Below are 16,926 nucleotides of genomic sequence, written 5' to 3' on the forward strand. Positions count from 1 at the left end.
CATTAATTTAAAATACCAAAAAAATAAACACTATTTATGAAAAAAGCAAGCTTATTTCAGTTTAGATAAAAAACATTTATGAATTACGATACAAACTGTCTGATTAATTTTGCTAAACTTTAAGCATGGAGCAGGTCTGAAATGAATCTGCCAATAAATAAGTTAGGGGGACAGCTAATGAAAATGTTAAAAAATATCGTTCGTTTAGTAGCTCTACTAAGCCTTAGTCTGTCTGTTACCCCCTTAACTACAGCTAAAGCTGCTACTAATAAAGCAATTCAAGTTACCAATGATGCTAATAAGTTAGATGTTGCATATAGTTCCAATACATTGAGTGCTACGCCTACAGCCGCTACTACCGATGCAACCACAGTCACTGCTGGTGAAGATGCTCATTCTACTGTAAGTGTAAATGTTCTTTCAGGTATTTTGACACTTGAAGCTGTTCCTAACTTCAACTTTGGTTCCATGATGCAAGGTACAACTGGTAAATTACAAGGTAACACTGTTGATACGACTGGTTATAACAGCACTGACAAAACTAAACCTATCACTGCTGGTGAAGATGGTAATGACAGTGGTCTTTTAGAGGTCATTGATTCACGTAATGATTTAAAAGATATGCCTGGGTTTACATTGACTGCATCAATGGGTAAGTTAAAGTCAATCGACTCTGATACTTCAACTGCTGATTTAAGAGCTATTTTACATTTGAGTTCTTTACCTTTATTGGATGGTGACAATAACAATATTTCCACTACTTCTGATAATCTAAATACTCTAGCTTCAACTACAGATTCTGGTGATGATACTCATGATGCAACTACTGCCTCAATCATTGATTTAGCAAAGGGTTCTTATAATGCTGGAGTTATCAAGGCAAACTTCACTGGTGCCGATGATGCTAGTTTAAATATTCCTGGATCTGGAGATAACAGTAAAGAATCAGCTAAAAAGATGAACTCTGTTATTACATGGACTTTAACGGCTAAACCTACAGTAACTTCAAATTAAAATTTCAATATCCATAAAATCTTCCAATCAGATTTTATGGATATTTTTTTGGAATGATTTTCTTGCGGTACATTAAATGTTTAAACATGTTATTATGACTATAATTAAATTATTATCCGTAAAAAGAGGATCAAAAAATGATTACAACTACCACTTGGCGACATAACTTTACTAACTATGATAATCTAGAAAATATTAATGCGACTGGGCACCAACATCTAGAAATACTACAGCCGCTCGCAACTAAAAAAATTAGATTACAGCTAAATAATTTATATGATGAAATCCCCTTAAAGATTTCACAATTAACAATCTTCAATAATCAGTCTGACAAAAGAACTGTCACTTTAAATGGTAAAAGTAGTTTCTGTGTCGAACCACGTTTAATCAAATGGTCCGATTGGATCGATATTGACTTAGTTGCTAATACTTTTCTATCGATTGATTTATTTTCACCTAATAAAACTATTCATACCTCCGGACTGACGATTTCCAATGACTTGATTCATACTGCTAATCAAGATCCAACCATTCCAAAGTATTTCTTTGGAATTTCCGGCATTCAAATTGAAACCAACCAGCCTTATGAAAAATTAGCTTTTTTCGGTGATTCTCTAACTAATCAGGGTAATTTCAGTGCTCCTCTGGCTAAGAATTTAGAAAATAATTTCCAGATTATGACCGCTAATTTTGGTATTTCTGGTAATCGTCTTTTACACCCTGGCAACAGCACTTCCAAATGGTCAACTAGTTTTGGTGAGGCTGGTTTCACCAGATTTGATCACATGATGACTAACTATCAACCTAATATCGTTATATTTATGGAAGGAATCAACGATTTATTGCATCCAGGTACTGGAACCCCCCTCGCCGAATTGCCAACTGCAGAAGCCGTTCTAAAGGCTATTATTATTTTAAAGTCTAAATGTAAGAAATTTGATACAACTTTTATTCCCATGACCATTACTCCAGCTGATGGCAATCTTAATGGTGGCCTTTTGGGCTGGTCTGCTCAAAAGGAAAACTTACGTCAAGAAATCAACCGTGGTCTGCTAACAATGCCTCATATTATCGATTTATCCACCTTAGTCAGTGACAAGAGCCGACTAAAACCAGAATTTGATTGTGGTGATCATGTTCATTTTTCAAATAATGGCGGCAAAATTGTTGCCAAATATATCGCCGAACAATTAATTAGAAAGAAAATTATCTAAATATTCCAACAATTCATATTCATATAGAGTGATGGAATATATTTCTATAAATTATATTATCAATAATTGGTTGTAATATTTAAATTATTTTCGATATAATATATTATTGAGTAGTATATATTGAATCAATTATATTGGAGCGTTACTTATGGCTGAAATTATTAACAAAGATATTTATCAGGAGCTTAAAACGCGTGTCACTAGCGGAAAATACAATATTAAAATGCGTCTTCCTACTGAGGATGCTCTAATCGACGAATTCCATGTTAGTCGCTATGCCGTCAGAAAAGCCATCAAGCAATTATCTGATGAAGGTCTAGTTTATAGCGTTAAAGGTAAAGGTGTCGTTGTCTTAGAACAAACTCCACAATCTCAAGAAATCAATCTAAGTCTTGAAAAAATTGATGGACTACAAGCTTTAAATAATGCTCAGGATGTTCAAAGAATAACAATTATCGCCGACTTTCAACAGATTATTGTTAATGAGGAACTTAGTCACAAAACTTCTTTCGCTATCGGTATCCCTGTTTATGCCATCAAACGTGTCCGTCGAATTAATAATAAGAATGCGGTTTTGGATATCAATTATTTTAATGCCCAAATCGTTCCTGGTATTACTCCTGAAATTTCCAAACAATCTATTTATGATTATATAAGAAATGATTTAAAGATGAAAATTGCTGTTGTCAAACGTCAATTACGAATTGAGCATGCCGATCAAGTTGATTATGAAAATCTCAATTTAGGTATGAACAACTGTGTGGGTAATATGATTAGTTTTGCATTTAATGATGATGGAAAACAATTCGAATATACTGAATCCCATTTTATTCCCGATAATTTCATCTTCAATCAAATTTTAAAATTCTAAAAAACCGCTAATCCTTAAGGATTAGCGGTTTTCATTTACTCTTTTAATACGATTCAAAACCAACCAAGGAGAAGTGGTCAGGTACATACTTAGTTTCAGTACATTCAAAAAGATTTCCTAAGTCAGTGTAAACGTACTTCTTCAAAGCACCAACACAATTTGCTTCCTTCAAATCCAACAATTTAGACTCTTCATCGGTAACTGTTTCCACGGTTGCAACGGATCGAGCCGCAGCTATCTTAAAAAGCTGTTCATCCCGAATATATTGATAAATTGAGTTTTCTGCATTAGTAATAGTCAAATTAGGAACACTATCTTTTCTAAAATAACTCGTATCCAAAGCCATCGCTTTACCATTGACTAATCTAAGTCGCTCAACATAATAGGCAATATCACCAATACTGAAGGAAGTATGTTTTGACAATGCAGCATCAATTTCAACTTCCTCAAATTTCAAAACCTTAGTTGTTAATTTTTTTATGAATTTATTCTGAGGAAAACTCATCAAATCTTGAAAACCAAAATGGTTCGCAGCTGAGAAAATTACTCGGTTGTCGACAATAGGTTCCAAAACTACAACGCCACGGCCCTTAACGGTATAAACTAGCCCATCTGATTGTAGTTTCTTTAAGGCACGGCGAATTGTGTTTCTAGTCACACTGAAACGTTCAGAAAGATCTTCTTCACCAGGCAAAATCGTTTTGGGTGGATAAACGTTACTATCAATTTCACCCTTTAATATGTGATATATATCTGAATATAAATTTTTTGGCATTTTTTCTCCTCAGTTAATACTGCTTTCAGTCTACTAATTATTCGACAACGATAAAGAACGCCCCATAGGCGCTATTTATTTTCTAACATTACAGATTCATATGGTCGTAAAGTTACGGTACCATCGTTCATTTCGATTCCCTCATAATTACCTAGTAACAAATCAAAACCCTCTGCAACATCCCTCTTCTGGGATTTACCAGTAAAATTAGCCATTACTAAAATTTTACCCTTATCGTCAAATCTTTCATAGCTGTAAACGCTATTATCCTGAGAATCTAGTAATTTATATGCTCCATCAGTCAATAAAGTCTTATTTTTACGCAAAAAAATCAATGCTCGATAGAAATTAAAGACATTATTCTTCATTTTCAAAACTTTTTCTACTGAGTAATCATCATGATGAAGTGGTTTTAACCACGGTTGTCCAGTTGTGAAACCATAGTATTTACTAGAATTCCATTGCATTGGCAAGCGGGAATTTTCACGAGATTTTTGTTGCAGAATTTTAATTGCAGTCTCTTTATCAAGACCATTATCGACTAATTCATTATAAGCATTGATCGATTCATGATCTTTATACTGGCTGATATCAGTAAAGTAAGCATTCTTCATTGCAATTTCGTCACCTTGATAAATATAAGGTGTTCCTTGCAAACCAAATTCAACCATCGCTAATAATTTGGCCGATTGATCACGATACTTACTATCGTCCGTGAATCGAGAAATGGCTCGTGGCTGATCATGATTATTCCAGAACAATGCATTCCAACCGCCATGACGATTCATTTTAACTTGCCAATCACTTAAGATTCTTGTCAAATCAGTTAATTTATAGTTACCTAAGGTCCACTTGTTGCCACCAGTATAATCAACTTTCACATGGTGGAACGTAAAAGCCATTGATAATTCTTGACGTTCAGGATTGGTATACTTAACAGCCTCAGAAACTGGAGTTGACGATAATTCACCTACGGTTACGAAATTATTAGGTCCAAAGACTTCTTCATACATTTCATGGATATATTCGTGAACATGAGGACCATTAGTATAGAAATTTCTTCCATCATCCAAAGGTGTTTTAAACGTATCATTGGGCAAATCTTTATCCTTAGAAATATTATTAATAACATCCAAACGAAAACCATCGATACCTTTGTTAGCCCAGGTTTTAAGCATCTTAAATATTTCAGCCCGTAAGGTTTCATTACGCCAATTCAAATCAGGCATCGTCACATCATAGAGATGTAGATAATATTGATTTAATTCTGGTACATACTTCCAAGCACTACCACTAAATTTTGAAACCCAATTATTTGGTTCATGCCCCTCAACTGGATCACGCCAAATATAAAAGTCATGATAAGGATTATCCTTTGATTTCAAAGCTTCTTGGAACCAACGGTTTTCATTTGAAGTATGATTTAACACCATATCCATAATGATCTTGATCCCACGTTTATGGGCCTCATTCAACAATCGTTCAAAATCTTCCATCGATCCAAAAACAGGGTCAATTTGATAATAATCAGCAATATCGTAACCATTATCATTACCTGGCGAACGATACATTGGTGTCAGCCAAATCAAACCGATACCTAACTCTTTTAAATAGTCTAAACGAGAAATAATCCCATTGATATCACCAATTCCATCTCCGTTTGAATCCTGAAAACTGCGTGGATAAATTTGATAAACAGTTTCTTTTTGCCATTCTTCCATTTATATTAGTACTCCTCAGTATTTAAATTAAGCCTTACTCAACGCCGTAAGTTTATAATATGTTTATACACCTGTCAATTGATTGTAGATTTAAAAAATTATAAATTTTGTCATTTATAATTATTCTAATGTCCATATCATAGTATTCATAACCCTAAAATAGATTTAAAAATATATAAAAATTTGGGAATACAGCTAATTTTTATAACCTTTTTTAAAATTGTTTCACTAAAAATTACAATTAATATCAAATTAATCAAAAAGAGCAAATCCACACTGTGAATTTGCCCCAAAGTTTATTTAGTAAATTGACTGTTGTACATATTAGCATAAAATCCATTTTTAGACATCAATTCTGCATGAGTTCCTCGTTCAATTATTTCCCCATCTTTGACAACTAGAATTAAATCAGCATTCTTAATCGTTGAAAGGCGATGGGCTATAACAAAGGAAGTCCGATTCTTCATTAGAATATCCATAGCCTGTTGAATCTGTTCTTCAGTTCTTGTATCAACTGAACTAGTAGCTTCATCAAGAATCAACATTGGCGCATTCCGAATCAAAGCTCGGGCAATTGTTAAGAGTTGTTTTTGACCGACGGAAAGGCTGACAGAGTCATTTAAAACAGTATCATAGCCTTGTGGTAATGTCTCAATAAAGTGATCCAAACCAACTGCCTTGGTGGCTGCTTTAATTTGTTCATCAGTAACATCTTTTTGATTATAAACCAAGTTATTGCGAACCGTATCATCGAATAACCAAGCCTCTTGCAAGACCATATCAAATTGTTTTCTGACCTCTGAACGTTTCATCTTGGTAATATCAACGCCATCAATCTTAATTGATCCACTGTTCATATCATAAAAACGCATCAGTAGATTAACCGTGGTCGTTTTACCGGAACCAGTTGGACCCACGATAGCAACTTTCTGACCTGCTTTGGCTTGAAGTGAGAAATTCTTGATGATTTTTTGATTGGGTTGATAACCAAATTCAACATTATCAAATTCAACATTTCCTTTAGTACCAGCAATTTCTTCTTGGTTCTGTTTATCATCAACAACTTCATCCTCTTCAAGAAAACCAAAGACCCGTTTCATAGCTGCTTGAGCCGATTGTAGACTGGTAAAAGCTTGAGTGATCTGTGATAAAGGTTGCGTAAATAGACGTACATAGATCATAAAGGCTACGATCACGCCAATAGTAATGTGACCATTTAAAACTAAGATAGCTCCGATAACACTGACCATTACATAACCAAAGTTACCAATAAAAGCCATCAATGGTTGCATGATACCTGACAGAAATTGTGATTTCCAAACATTGTCTTGAAGTTCATCGTTCATTTGATTAAATTCATTTTTAGCTTGCTTAGTATAATTGTAAGTTTTTACAACATCATGACCAGTATAAATCTCTTCCAAATAACTCGAAACGTCAGCTAATTTATTCTGTTGATTATTGAAATACTTTTGTGAGTTGGCAATCAAAACAATCGTCAATACAAATCCCAACAAGGCCGACAAAACAGCTGTGAATCCTAAAGTAACGTTAGTAGTGAACATCATGACGATACTACCGATCAACAAAGTGATTGCTGAAACTAAAATACCTAAGCTTTGATTTAGTGATTGTCCTACTGTATCCAAATCATTGGTTACTCGACTAAGAGTGTCACCCTCGTTATGAGTATCAAAATATTGTAATGGTAGATTATTGATTTTTTCAGTTATTCTCGTTCTTAATTTCTGGGTAAACTTCTGGGTAATTGTTGCCATGATGAAACCTTGGCCATATGACACGATCGCCGCTATCACATAGATAGTTGCCAACATCATAACGATATTCATAACTTTGGTTAAATTAACAGTTCCAAACAATCCCTTAGTGACTAAGTCAGTAATTTTACTTAATTGACTTGGACCAATGATCGTTAAGATACTTCCGCCCATCGCAAAAATAACGGCAATTAATAATGGCCCAAAGTATTCGGAACCATATTTCTTAGCACCTTTTAAAACTCTCATTCGGCAAGTTCCTCCTTTGATAGTTGTGAGTAAGCAATTTCTTGGTAAACTTCATTATTCTTCAATAATTCTTGATGCGTACCTTGACCAGCTACACGTCCATTATCTAAAACGATAATTTGATCAGCATCCATAATAGTACTGATTCTTTGAGCAATGATAACTTTAGTAGTTTGTGCAGCTTGCTCTTTCAAAGCAGTTCTCAATTTTTTATCAGTTTCATAATCAAGCGCTGAGAAGGAATCATCAAACAAGAGAATTTCTGGTTTTCGGGCAATCGCACGAGCTACGGCTAAACGTTGTTTCTGTCCGCCTGAGAAGTTATCCCCATGTTGGGCTACCTTTGCATCCAATTGTTGGTCCTTTTCCTCGACGAAATCTTTCGATTGAGCAATATCTAATGCCTGATAAAGATCATTATCTGACTTTTCAGCATTTACTCCTGTCGAACCAAAAGCTAAATTAGAACGAATTGATCCACTGAATAAGACTGCTTTTTGAGGAATATAACTGATTTTATTGTTCAGATCTTCAGCGGCATAATCTTTCACATCAACCCCATCGATCAAAACTTGCCCTTGAGTTGTATCGTACAATCTTGGCATTAAATTCATAACAGTTGATTTACCACTACCGGTTGAACCGATGAAAGCAATCGTCTGACCTTGCTTGGCTGTAAAGTTCAAATCGTGGATTGCATCAGCTTCAGCGCCAGGGTATCTGAAACTAACATTTTTATATTCAATTGTGCCTGGATTTTTCGTTGCGGCTTTAGTTTCTTCATTATTTGTAATTGAAGATTTCACATCCAACACTTCGTTAATTCTGGAAACTGAAACTGTTACACGTGGTAACAAAATAAAGATAATTGATAATAGTAAGAATCCCATAATTACTTGCATCGCATATGACGAGAACACGATCATATTACTAAAGAGCGTTAACCTTGCTGCACCAACGGTGGCTTGATTGATAATTACAGCACCAATTCCATAAACCGATAATGTCAATGCACTGGAAATAAAACTCATTCCCGGATTCATCAATGCCAGAACACGGTTAGCAAACATATTAGTATCTGTTAAATCTTTGTTGGCCTTATTAAATTTTCTATTCTGATAATCTTCAGCATTATAAGCATGTACAACTCTGATACCGGCAAGATTTTCTCTAGTAACTAAATTCAAACGATCAGTTAAACCCTGAACCTTCTTGAATTTTGGTTGAACCATCAAAAGAATAAACGTCAACATAACAATCAAAAATACAACGGCAACAGCTGTGGCAGTAGTCCATTGCCAACCTTTATTAGCAATCTTAGTGATCGCCCAGATAGCAGTAATTGGAGCCTTGATAATAACTTGTAGACCCATAGCAATAAATTGTTGTAATTGGGTCAAATCATTAGTTGAACGTGTCAGCAAACTGGAAACCGAAAACTTCTTAATATCTGAAGTAGAATAATCCATTACTTGATTAAAGACATCTTTTCTCAATCTAGCTGTGAATCCTGCCGCAACGTGGGCTGCAAAGTACCCAACAATAATTGATGCGACCGCGCTTAAAACAGAAAATAGAATCATCATTATTCCTGGTTGAATAATCTGATTAATGGTCGTTCCGTGTTGTTCCAATTTTTCAGTGATAGTTGTCATATAACTAGGTATTTCTAGTTCTAGCCAAACTTGTAAAACGATGAAGATCAAACTGATTCCTATCATCGAATATTCTTTCTTATTTAGCCGTTTGAATAATTTAATCATTTAGTTCCTCCTCTGGTTCGCATGCGAACTATATCTGTAAAAAAATACTATTTAGTGTTTTCTCTAATTTGATTCAACACCTTAAAGAAAATAACTAGTTCGTCCTGATCGATGCCTCGTCGTAAAGTTTCTTCCGTTATTTTAGCCCATCTATCAACCTCATTCATAATATCGAGAGCGTGGTTAGTTAAATTTAAACATTTAACTCTCGCATCGTCAGTTGATGGTGTTGTATAGATCAAACCATTTTTCACCATACGTTTAACTAGACCGCTGGCTGTTGATTTGCTAATAAACATTCCCTTTTCAAAATCCTTTTGAATAATTTGGTGATTCCGATGTGTATACATAAAGCCAATTGCCATACCTTGTAATCGAGAAATTTTATCCTTGGGCCCATCATCATCCATTTGTTCATGCATAGAGCCTTGAATATAATGCGAAATATGTAATGATAAATCTCTGACGTTATAAACAATTGTTTCTTTAGGATTCAACATTTCGGTTCACCTCATTTGTTCGTATGCGAACTATATTAATTCTTTCTGTAATCAATGTCAACAATTTTCAGTAAACAAATCATTTTACATAAATATAATTAAGAGTTATTATTCATAATCTAATGAAAATTTGGAGATAGAGTAATGCGTGCAATTAAAACAGATCGATTGATCATTCGTCCACTACAACCTAGTGACCACGATGACCTACAAACAATTATTTTGGATGCTGAAGTTGTTAAATATATGCGCTATCACGATATTACAACACCTGCTGCCTTTAACAATGTTTTTGAAAATCATTTTTTAATGGAACAACAATATACCTTCGGAATTGAAAGCAAAGAAACTCACAAATTGATTGGGTTTTATGAATTTCACCCCGAAAACACTACCGGAATCTTAACTTATGCTTTAAATCGAAATGCCTGGGGTCATGGATACGTTGCTGAAGCTGGACAAGCCATGATGAATTATGGTTTTGAAAAACTTAATTTTGATAAAATTGAAGCTCACTATGCTGATCTCAATCCCCGTTCCGGTCGAGTTATGGCCAAAATGGGTATGAAAAATCTTGGTGAACAAGAAACTTTCACCTTCCCTACCGGCGAAGTTGTTCATGTTATGGCTTATGAATTAACTAAAAATGAATGGTCATTAACAACTGATCACCACGAACAGGCCGTTTAAAAAGTCGTCTAACTCAAACGGTTAGACGACTTTTTTATACACTTATTTTTAAATTAAGTTCTTGTGAATATCTTGCATTCCACGTTCAATTTGTTCTAATTCATCTGAATAATTTTTTAATTGGTCACCGTATTTATCGACTAATTCCTTGTTGGCATCAGTTTTATAACGTAACTTATGTTCCAAACTAGCCCACATATCCATTCCCACAGTTCTGATTTGAATTTCCACGGGAACATCAACTGGTCCATCTGACTGGAAAACTGGTACTTTGACCACAATATGTAGACTACGATAACCACTTTCTTTAGGGTGTTTAATGTAATCCTTGCGACGTAACAAAGTCACATCAGTCTGTTTAGTTAACATCTTTTCAATACTATAAATATCATCTACATAATTAGTGATGACCCGAATTCCTGCAATATCATAAATATTTTTTTGAATACTGTCAGCTGTTAAATCGTAGCCTTTTAATTCAGCTTTTTGTAAAAGACTTTGCATATCCTTCATCCGTGATTCCATATGATGAATGGGGTTGTAATCAAAGTTCACTTGAAATTCAGCATCCAGATTCTCTAACTTAGTACTGATTTCTCGTTGTCCTGATTGATAAAGTTGAAACATTTTAAGTAGCTTAGCCAGCTCGTCAATTCGCGGCCGATTTTCCAAACCGCCTAATTGTGATTGAAGTTTCTTTAAATTAATAACGTTTTGTCTTTCTAATATCATACTGCCATCCTTTAAAATATTGTCTAAACAAAAAAGCAACCATGACGGTTGCCTATATTCTATACTTATTTGATTTAAATATATAACTCAGTTTCTGCAGGTTTTGTCTTACCAATTACTTTCCCATTATGAACTGACAATAGTACTGCCGCCCGTTTGTTCAAGGCATCAAAGAAGTTATGCGCATCGATCAAAACAAAGTTAGCTGGCTTCCCCACTTCAATTCCGTATTGATCTTGTACATTCATAACTTTGGCACTGTTGAGGGTAATGAATTTATAAGAGTTCATAATTTGTTCATGCCCCATCATCTGTGTTGCGTGCAACCCTTCAGTTAAGACATCAAACATATTACCATTACCCATTGGATACCAAGGATCTTTGATATCATCTTCACCAAAGGCTACGTTAATTCCGTTTTCATCCAACTCCTTAACTCGAGTCAATCCACGACGTTTAGGATAGGTATCAAAACGACCACCCAAGTACATATTAACTAGCGGATTCGAAATAAAGTTCATGTTAGACATCTTCAATAGACGCATCAATTTATACATATAAGCGTCATTGTATGAACCCATCGCCGTTGTGTGTGACGCTGTTACTCGTTCACCCAAACCACTTTCGTAAGCCAAGGTTGCTAAAGTTTCTAAGTTTCTGGAACTAGGATCATCGATCTCATCAATGTGAGCATCGAATAACAAATCATTTCTTTGGGCCAAATCAAAAGCAAAACGCAATGATTCCACACCATACTCACGGTTAAATTCATAATGAGGAATTGCACCAACCACATCAACACCCAAATCGACAGCCTTTTGCATCAATTCTTTACCATTTGGATACGACATGATTCCCTCTTGAGGAAAAGCCACTATCTGCAAAGTCATCCATTCTTTGACGCTCTCACGCACATCAATTAAAGCTTTGAGAGCCTTTAAACTAGGATCAGTCACATCAACGTGAGTTCGAACAAATTGAATACCATGACTAGCCTGCATCTTTAATGCTAAAATGGCACGTTTTTTAACATCTTGATAGGTTAAATCCTTTTTACGTTCCGTCCAAATCCGAATTCCATCGAACAATGTACCATTCTCATTCCATTCGGGTTGACCAGCCGTTAAAGTTGAATCCAAATGAACATGTGGATCGACGAATGGTGGTAATAACAATTTTTCATGTCCAACAATCACTTCTTCACCAGTTCTTGGTTCCAAATGATCGGCTATTTCAGTAAACTTACCGTCTTCAATTCTGACATCTTGAGCTGAATGATTTTGGATTTTAACTTGTTGTAATAACATCGATATACACTCCTCTGAATTTTGATATAGTATACAATTTCTAAGTTGACATTGCCAAGTTACTACTTTAGACTAACAACAATATAATTCTTTTTAAAGGCAGTCCAGTGAGGCTGACAAAAGAGCGGTGAATTAGTAATTTATAGGGACTGCTCAAATGCGGTCCCTTTTTTACTGCTCAACATTTCGGGGGTAAATATGGCAAAAAAAGAACATATTCAAGCAACAACAACTGAACAACGGGCAATGTCCAAATGGGACATGTTTGCGACCTGGATCGGTGCTAATGCCAATAATGGAACTTGGTATATTGGTGGAGTTATCGCTGCCGTTGGATTGATCAAAGCTTCCACACTTTTGGTCGTTGTCGGTTCGATCTCTTATATTCTTTTGGGATTAGCTTCATACATGGGCTACAAAACTGGCTTACCAGCAATGACTCTAACTAGACCATCCTTTGGTGTCAAAGGTTCGATTTTACCTTCAATTATTAACGTTATTCAATTTATCGGTTGGGCGGCTATTAATACCTTTATTGCAGCCACATCAATCAGTTTTATTTTAAAGGATATTCTCGGTTGGGATAATTCTTCATTTCACAATCAATTTAGTATCATCATAGGAATTGTAGTTATGTCCATTCTACATCTAATCAGTATCTCGTTAGGTGAAAAATCCGTTAAATGGATCGAGCGATTCGGAATTATTTTAGTTATCGTCTTAGTGACCTGGGAATCTGTCGTTGTTTTAAAAACAGTTCCTTTCCATGAAATTGTCAAATGGCAACCTGCAGCTAAGTTCCAATTACCAAGTGGAAAAATCGTCGATATCCTAGCAGCCTTTAACCTGGCCTGGGTCACAGCTGCTGCTGACTTTAGTCGTTTTACCAAAGACAAGCACGCTGCCACGACTACTTCCTTCTTAGGTGCCAATATCGGTTTATTCTGGTTCGCCTTCATTGGTTTGATTGCTACCATTGCCACCGCTATCACTTTGAATAAGTTCGATCCTAACAATGCTGATCCAAGTACTATCGCTGCTAAATTAGGATTAGGAATCTTAGCAATGCTAGTTATCGTAATCACTAGTACTACTGCCAATGCCGTGAATTTAATGGCTGCTGGATCAGCTTTGACCAATATTTTCCATCGGTTAAAATTAACTCCTGCTTTATGGATTGTCACGTTGATTGCCACTGTTATGACTTTCATCCCAGTCTATATTGCCAGTTTCTTAACGACCTTTGAAACCTTCTTAGATGGAATTGGTATGTTCTTAGGACCAGAAATTGCTATCTTCTTGATTGATTTCTTCATTATTCGTCAGAAACAATATCAAGTTTCAGAGTTCTCCAAAGTAAACGGTGCTTATTGGTATACCAAAGGAATCAATTTGCTGGCCATTGGTACTTGGGTCATTGGTGTATTAAGTTATCTCGGTTTGAACAAACTAAGCTTCATTGTTAATACCGTTGGTGCAACCTTCCCAGCCATGATCATCACAGCCATTTGCTATTATTTTGGTTCCAGAATTCTTAATTCAAAAAAATCAGTCTAATTTTTCAACTGGGGCAGTTATATATTTAAGCTAAAAAGTATTACTTATACTCAAGTATGTTGGTAACACTCTTAAATTGAAAATGGCATATCCTAAAAATATTGCTTCTTAAAATATCTAAGGTACAGGCTCCAATCATTATAACAACCACTGATAAGAACCCATAAACGTTTAATAAGTAAAGATTAGTGACCTGATCAAATGTAAAATATTTCCATAATGGATTAATAATAAAAATATTTTCTGTTATCAAATAAACGGCAAATATATGTCTAGCTATATTATTAATATAAAAATTATAGTTAGGTTTGAAATTAATAAAAATCAAAAACAGTCCCGCTGCCGCAAGTAAAGCAAACAATCCTGTGTATATTTTAATATATCGATTTTTTAAAACTATGATGTCATAATAAGCTACTAAATAAATTAATGCTGTATTTGTAAATAACAATAAAGTTCCAATTAAAAACATTTTAGGATTTTTGGGTATAAAACGTCTGATAAATGCTCCCACAACGTAAGATGTAACAACGATTCCTAAGCCAACCGTTTCAGATGCTACATTATTATTTAATAGAGGGAACAAACCATTCGATATTATCAAAATCGCTAATAATAATTCCATGCTCTTTTTGTCTATCTTAATTAACACTTGATTTATATATGGTGTCAAAAGCATTAACAGTACAAATGCTGTAACAAACCAGTAATGATTAAAGGCAATAGGAAATATTGACATCATCACATTAGGGATTCGATTGAATGGATTTAACGGATCGCTTAGTTTCGGGAAATTATTTAAAGGCAAATGGTAATGCAATCCGACAATTAAAAATAGTAAATTATAAAAGTAAAGTTGTGCGTAAATCATTAACACTTTCTTTATTGATTTTTTATTGGATATTACTTTTCCTCCAAGATAAAAACCTGTAATCATAACAAATATGTAAACTCCGATATCACCTAATGGCAAATAAATTAATGATTTAAAAGCATCCCCTACCTTACCTTGCAATATTAATCGATCACTTCTAGTCCCCTGTGCCCACAAACTAAAATGATGCAATGTTATTAATAACATACTTATAATACGTAATAATTCAATATTAGAATTTCTAACCTTTTTCTGCTCTGCTCTGCTCTGCTCAATTTAAACCCCTTATCCCTGTAATTATCTATTAAAACTGAATAAAAAAATTTACAATTAAAAAAAATAGACTAATAACCAATAATTTCTCCTCTTGGTATTAGTCTATTATTTTTATGTAAATTAACGATTTGGTTACTGTAAAAAATGTGTAAATTATTTTTTAGTCGCCTGTTTATGCCATAGATAAATTCCAATCAATAAAATCACACTGATAACACAGGACAAACCAAAAGTAAGATGCATTCCATCAATAAATAATTGTGGATTACTTGATATATATGACTTTACTCGTGTACCTTTGAGCATTGACATGGAACCAAACAACAAGGTCGTGGACATGGCAGAGCCAACTACCATTCCAACAGTCCTAGCTAAACTGTATACACTTCCAGCTGATCCATAATCTTTCTCCGCCACATTGCTCATTACCAAAACATTATTTGGTGAATGGAACAAGCCATTTCCTAATCCAGCTAAAGCTGCACCAATAGCAAAAATAATAATTGTATTGTGTAATCCACTAATAACGTAGAAAATCTGTCCAAAACTAATAATTGCTAAACCAACCAACGTTATTTTAAACGGATCATGTTTATCGGCTAAGTTACCTGACATCGGCGCAATAAACAATTGTACTACAGGGAAAATCAATAAGAAGAAGCCACTGAACAAAGGACTAAAACCACGCGCATTTTGAAGATAGAACGGTGCTAACACGTCAAAAAAGAAATCAACAATAAAGACCATGAAACAAGCTAATAATTGCATCGTAAACCATTTATTTTTGAACAAAGCTACTGGTAAGATTGGTTCAGTTTGTCGATTTTCATAACGATATAGGATCACTAATAAAATTGCTCCAACAATCGTTAGAGTTAAAATTCGCCAATCGGACCAACCTAATTGTTGACTCAAGAGAATCCCCACAAATAAACTCGTGAAACCAATCAACAAAAGAATCGAACCGATCAGATCAAAACCATCATTGGCAAAAGTTTTATCTAACTCACTAGGCAGATATTTGAGCAGAATAATTACCGCAATGATACCAATTGGTACATTTAACCAAAAGATAATATGCCAAGGGAAGAAATTCAAAAGAATTCCACCGATACTTGGTCCGATAATTCCACCTAATGAAACAAAGGAACCCATCCATCCCAAAGCCTGACCGCGTTTATTATCTGGAAAGATCTCTACAATAATTCCATTAGAAGTTGCCATGGTCATCGCGGCGCCAATCGCTTGCAAACTTCGAGAAATAATCAAGGTCAACCAACTGACTGACAAAGCACACAAAGCTGAACTGACTAGGAAAATCATTGTTCCCCATTTGAAATATTTGATTTTCCCATACTTATCGCCAAGTTTTCCAAAAATCATCAGCGTGCTACTCATCACGATCAGATACATCGTTACGACCCAATTGATCAGGCTCATATTGGTTTGCAAAGCCTTGCTCAAGACTGGTAGCGCAACAGTTACAATGCTACTATCTAGAGTAGACATAAAAGTAACAATTCCGATTCCAATCAAAATCATTTTGAGATTTTTTGTTTTAATTTCTTCCATAATTCGCCCCAACACTATATATTAATATATATA

At 34.8% G+C, this 16,926-nt stretch carries 14 protein-coding genes; 5 read left to right on the forward strand and 9 right to left on the reverse strand.

Translation table 11 applies throughout. The features are described from left to right. The first annotated feature begins 177 nt into the window (after positions 1-177). The 3 genes from IV57_RS04675 (at position 178) to IV57_RS04685 (ending at position 3,099) form a co-directional block, all read left to right on the forward strand. Positions 178-1,014: a WxL domain-containing protein gene (locus IV57_RS04675; RefSeq protein WP_057880344.1), complete on the forward strand. Its 837-nt coding sequence runs from the start codon at positions 178-180 to the stop codon at positions 1,012-1,014. A 137-nt stretch (positions 1,015-1,151) separates the two neighbouring features. Then, a complete protein-coding gene (locus IV57_RS04680) occupies positions 1,152-2,228 on the forward strand; it encodes an SGNH/GDSL hydrolase family protein (RefSeq protein ID WP_057880345.1) in 1,077 nt (358 codons plus the stop codon). 148 nt (positions 2,229-2,376) lie between these two features. Further along, a complete protein-coding gene (locus tag IV57_RS04685) occupies positions 2,377-3,099 on the forward strand; it encodes a GntR family transcriptional regulator (RefSeq protein WP_057880346.1) in 723 nt (240 codons plus the stop codon). A gap of 43 nt (positions 3,100-3,142) precedes the next feature. On the opposite strand, the gene IV57_RS04690 is transcribed toward IV57_RS04685, so the two are convergent. From IV57_RS04690 to IV57_RS04710, 5 genes are all read right to left on the reverse strand, one after another. Further along, positions 3,143-3,874, reverse strand: coding sequence for a GntR family transcriptional regulator (locus IV57_RS04690; RefSeq protein ID WP_057880347.1), 732 nt, complete (start codon positions 3,872-3,874; stop codon positions 3,143-3,145). Between the two features lie 71 nt (positions 3,875-3,945). Next, positions 3,946-5,595 (reverse strand): alpha,alpha-phosphotrehalase, encoded by a 1,650-nt coding sequence (locus IV57_RS04695; RefSeq protein WP_057880348.1) that lies wholly within the window; start codon positions 5,593-5,595, stop codon positions 3,946-3,948. A gap of 296 nt (positions 5,596-5,891) precedes the next feature. After that, entirely contained in the window at positions 5,892-7,622 is a 1,731-nt protein-coding gene (locus IV57_RS04700) for an ABC transporter ATP-binding protein (protein ID WP_057880349.1), read from the reverse strand. Further along, complete coding sequence (locus tag IV57_RS04705) at positions 7,619-9,385, reverse strand: ABC transporter ATP-binding protein (RefSeq protein WP_057880350.1); 1,767 nt, start codon at positions 9,383-9,385, stop codon at positions 7,619-7,621. Before IV57_RS04705 ends, IV57_RS04700 begins: the two co-directional genes overlap by 4 nt. A gap of 47 nt (positions 9,386-9,432) precedes the next feature. After that, positions 9,433-9,885: a MarR family winged helix-turn-helix transcriptional regulator gene (locus IV57_RS04710; RefSeq protein WP_057880351.1), complete on the reverse strand. Its 453-nt coding sequence runs from the start codon at positions 9,883-9,885 to the stop codon at positions 9,433-9,435. A gap of 144 nt (positions 9,886-10,029) precedes the next feature. On the opposite strand from IV57_RS04710, the gene IV57_RS04715 reads away from it, so the two are divergent. Next, entirely contained in the window at positions 10,030-10,575 is a 546-nt protein-coding gene (locus IV57_RS04715; RefSeq protein ID WP_057880352.1) for a GNAT family N-acetyltransferase, read from the forward strand. A 48-nt stretch (positions 10,576-10,623) separates the two neighbouring features. Here IV57_RS04715 and IV57_RS04720 read toward each other — a convergent pair whose 3' ends face one another. Together IV57_RS04720 and codA are read right to left on the reverse strand one after the other, a co-directional pair. Next, entirely contained in the window at positions 10,624-11,307 is a 684-nt protein-coding gene (locus tag IV57_RS04720; protein ID WP_057880353.1) for a GTP pyrophosphokinase, read from the reverse strand. A gap of 74 nt (positions 11,308-11,381) precedes the next feature. Further along, positions 11,382-12,614 (reverse strand): cytosine deaminase, encoded by a 1,233-nt coding sequence (codA, locus tag IV57_RS04725; protein ID WP_057880354.1) that lies wholly within the window; start codon positions 12,612-12,614, stop codon positions 11,382-11,384. Positions 12,615-12,812: 198 nt separating this feature from the next. Here codA and IV57_RS04730 point away from each other — a divergent pair, with 198 nt between their 5' ends. Then, a complete protein-coding gene (locus IV57_RS04730; protein ID WP_057880355.1) occupies positions 12,813-14,171 on the forward strand; it encodes a cytosine permease in 1,359 nt (452 codons plus the stop codon). A gap of 40 nt (positions 14,172-14,211) precedes the next feature. On the opposite strand, the gene IV57_RS04735 is transcribed toward IV57_RS04730, so the two are convergent. Next, positions 14,212-15,321 (reverse strand): acyltransferase family protein, encoded by a 1,110-nt coding sequence (locus tag IV57_RS04735; RefSeq protein ID WP_338025652.1) that lies wholly within the window; start codon positions 15,319-15,321, stop codon positions 14,212-14,214. Between the two features lie 153 nt (positions 15,322-15,474). Further along, positions 15,475-16,893 (reverse strand): MFS transporter, encoded by a 1,419-nt coding sequence (locus IV57_RS04740; protein WP_057880357.1) that lies wholly within the window; start codon positions 16,891-16,893, stop codon positions 15,475-15,477. Between the last annotated feature and the right edge of the window lie 33 nt (positions 16,894-16,926).

Origin of the sequence: Companilactobacillus kimchiensis, from assembly GCF_001438805.1 — a bacterium.
GTDB classification, from domain to species: Bacteria; Bacillota; Bacilli; order Lactobacillales; family Lactobacillaceae; genus Companilactobacillus; species Companilactobacillus kimchiensis.

What these genes read in the sequence shown, in the direction of transcription:
- IV57_RS04715 (WP_057880352.1), top strand. Translation starts at nt 10,030, where the DNA reads ATGCGTGCAATTAAAACAGATCGATTGATCATTCGTCCACTACAACCT.
- IV57_RS04720 (WP_057880353.1), bottom strand. Translation starts at nt 11,307, where the DNA reads ATGATATTAGAAAGACAAAACGTTATTAATTTAAAGAAACTTCAATCA.
- IV57_RS04680 (WP_057880345.1), top strand. Translation starts at nt 1,152, where the DNA reads ATGATTACAACTACCACTTGGCGACATAACTTTACTAACTATGATAAT.
- IV57_RS04675 (WP_057880344.1), top strand. Translation starts at nt 178, where the DNA reads ATGAAAATGTTAAAAAATATCGTTCGTTTAGTAGCTCTACTAAGCCTT.
- IV57_RS04740 (WP_057880357.1), bottom strand. Translation starts at nt 16,893, where the DNA reads ATGGAAGAAATTAAAACAAAAAATCTCAAAATGATTTTGATTGGAATC.
- IV57_RS04690 (WP_057880347.1), bottom strand. Translation starts at nt 3,874, where the DNA reads ATGCCAAAAAATTTATATTCAGATATATATCACATATTAAAGGGTGAA.
- IV57_RS04685 (WP_057880346.1), top strand. Translation starts at nt 2,377, where the DNA reads ATGGCTGAAATTATTAACAAAGATATTTATCAGGAGCTTAAAACGCGT.
- IV57_RS04730 (WP_057880355.1), top strand. Translation starts at nt 12,813, where the DNA reads ATGGCAAAAAAAGAACATATTCAAGCAACAACAACTGAACAACGGGCA.
- IV57_RS04695 (WP_057880348.1), bottom strand. Translation starts at nt 5,595, where the DNA reads ATGGAAGAATGGCAAAAAGAAACTGTTTATCAAATTTATCCACGCAGT.
- codA (WP_057880354.1), bottom strand. Translation starts at nt 12,614, where the DNA reads ATGTTATTACAACAAGTTAAAATCCAAAATCATTCAGCTCAAGATGTC.
- IV57_RS04705 (WP_057880350.1), bottom strand. Translation starts at nt 9,385, where the DNA reads ATGATTAAATTATTCAAACGGCTAAATAAGAAAGAATATTCGATGATA.
- IV57_RS04710 (WP_057880351.1), bottom strand. Translation starts at nt 9,885, where the DNA reads ATGTTGAATCCTAAAGAAACAATTGTTTATAACGTCAGAGATTTATCA.
- IV57_RS04700 (WP_057880349.1), bottom strand. Translation starts at nt 7,622, where the DNA reads ATGAGAGTTTTAAAAGGTGCTAAGAAATATGGTTCCGAATACTTTGGG.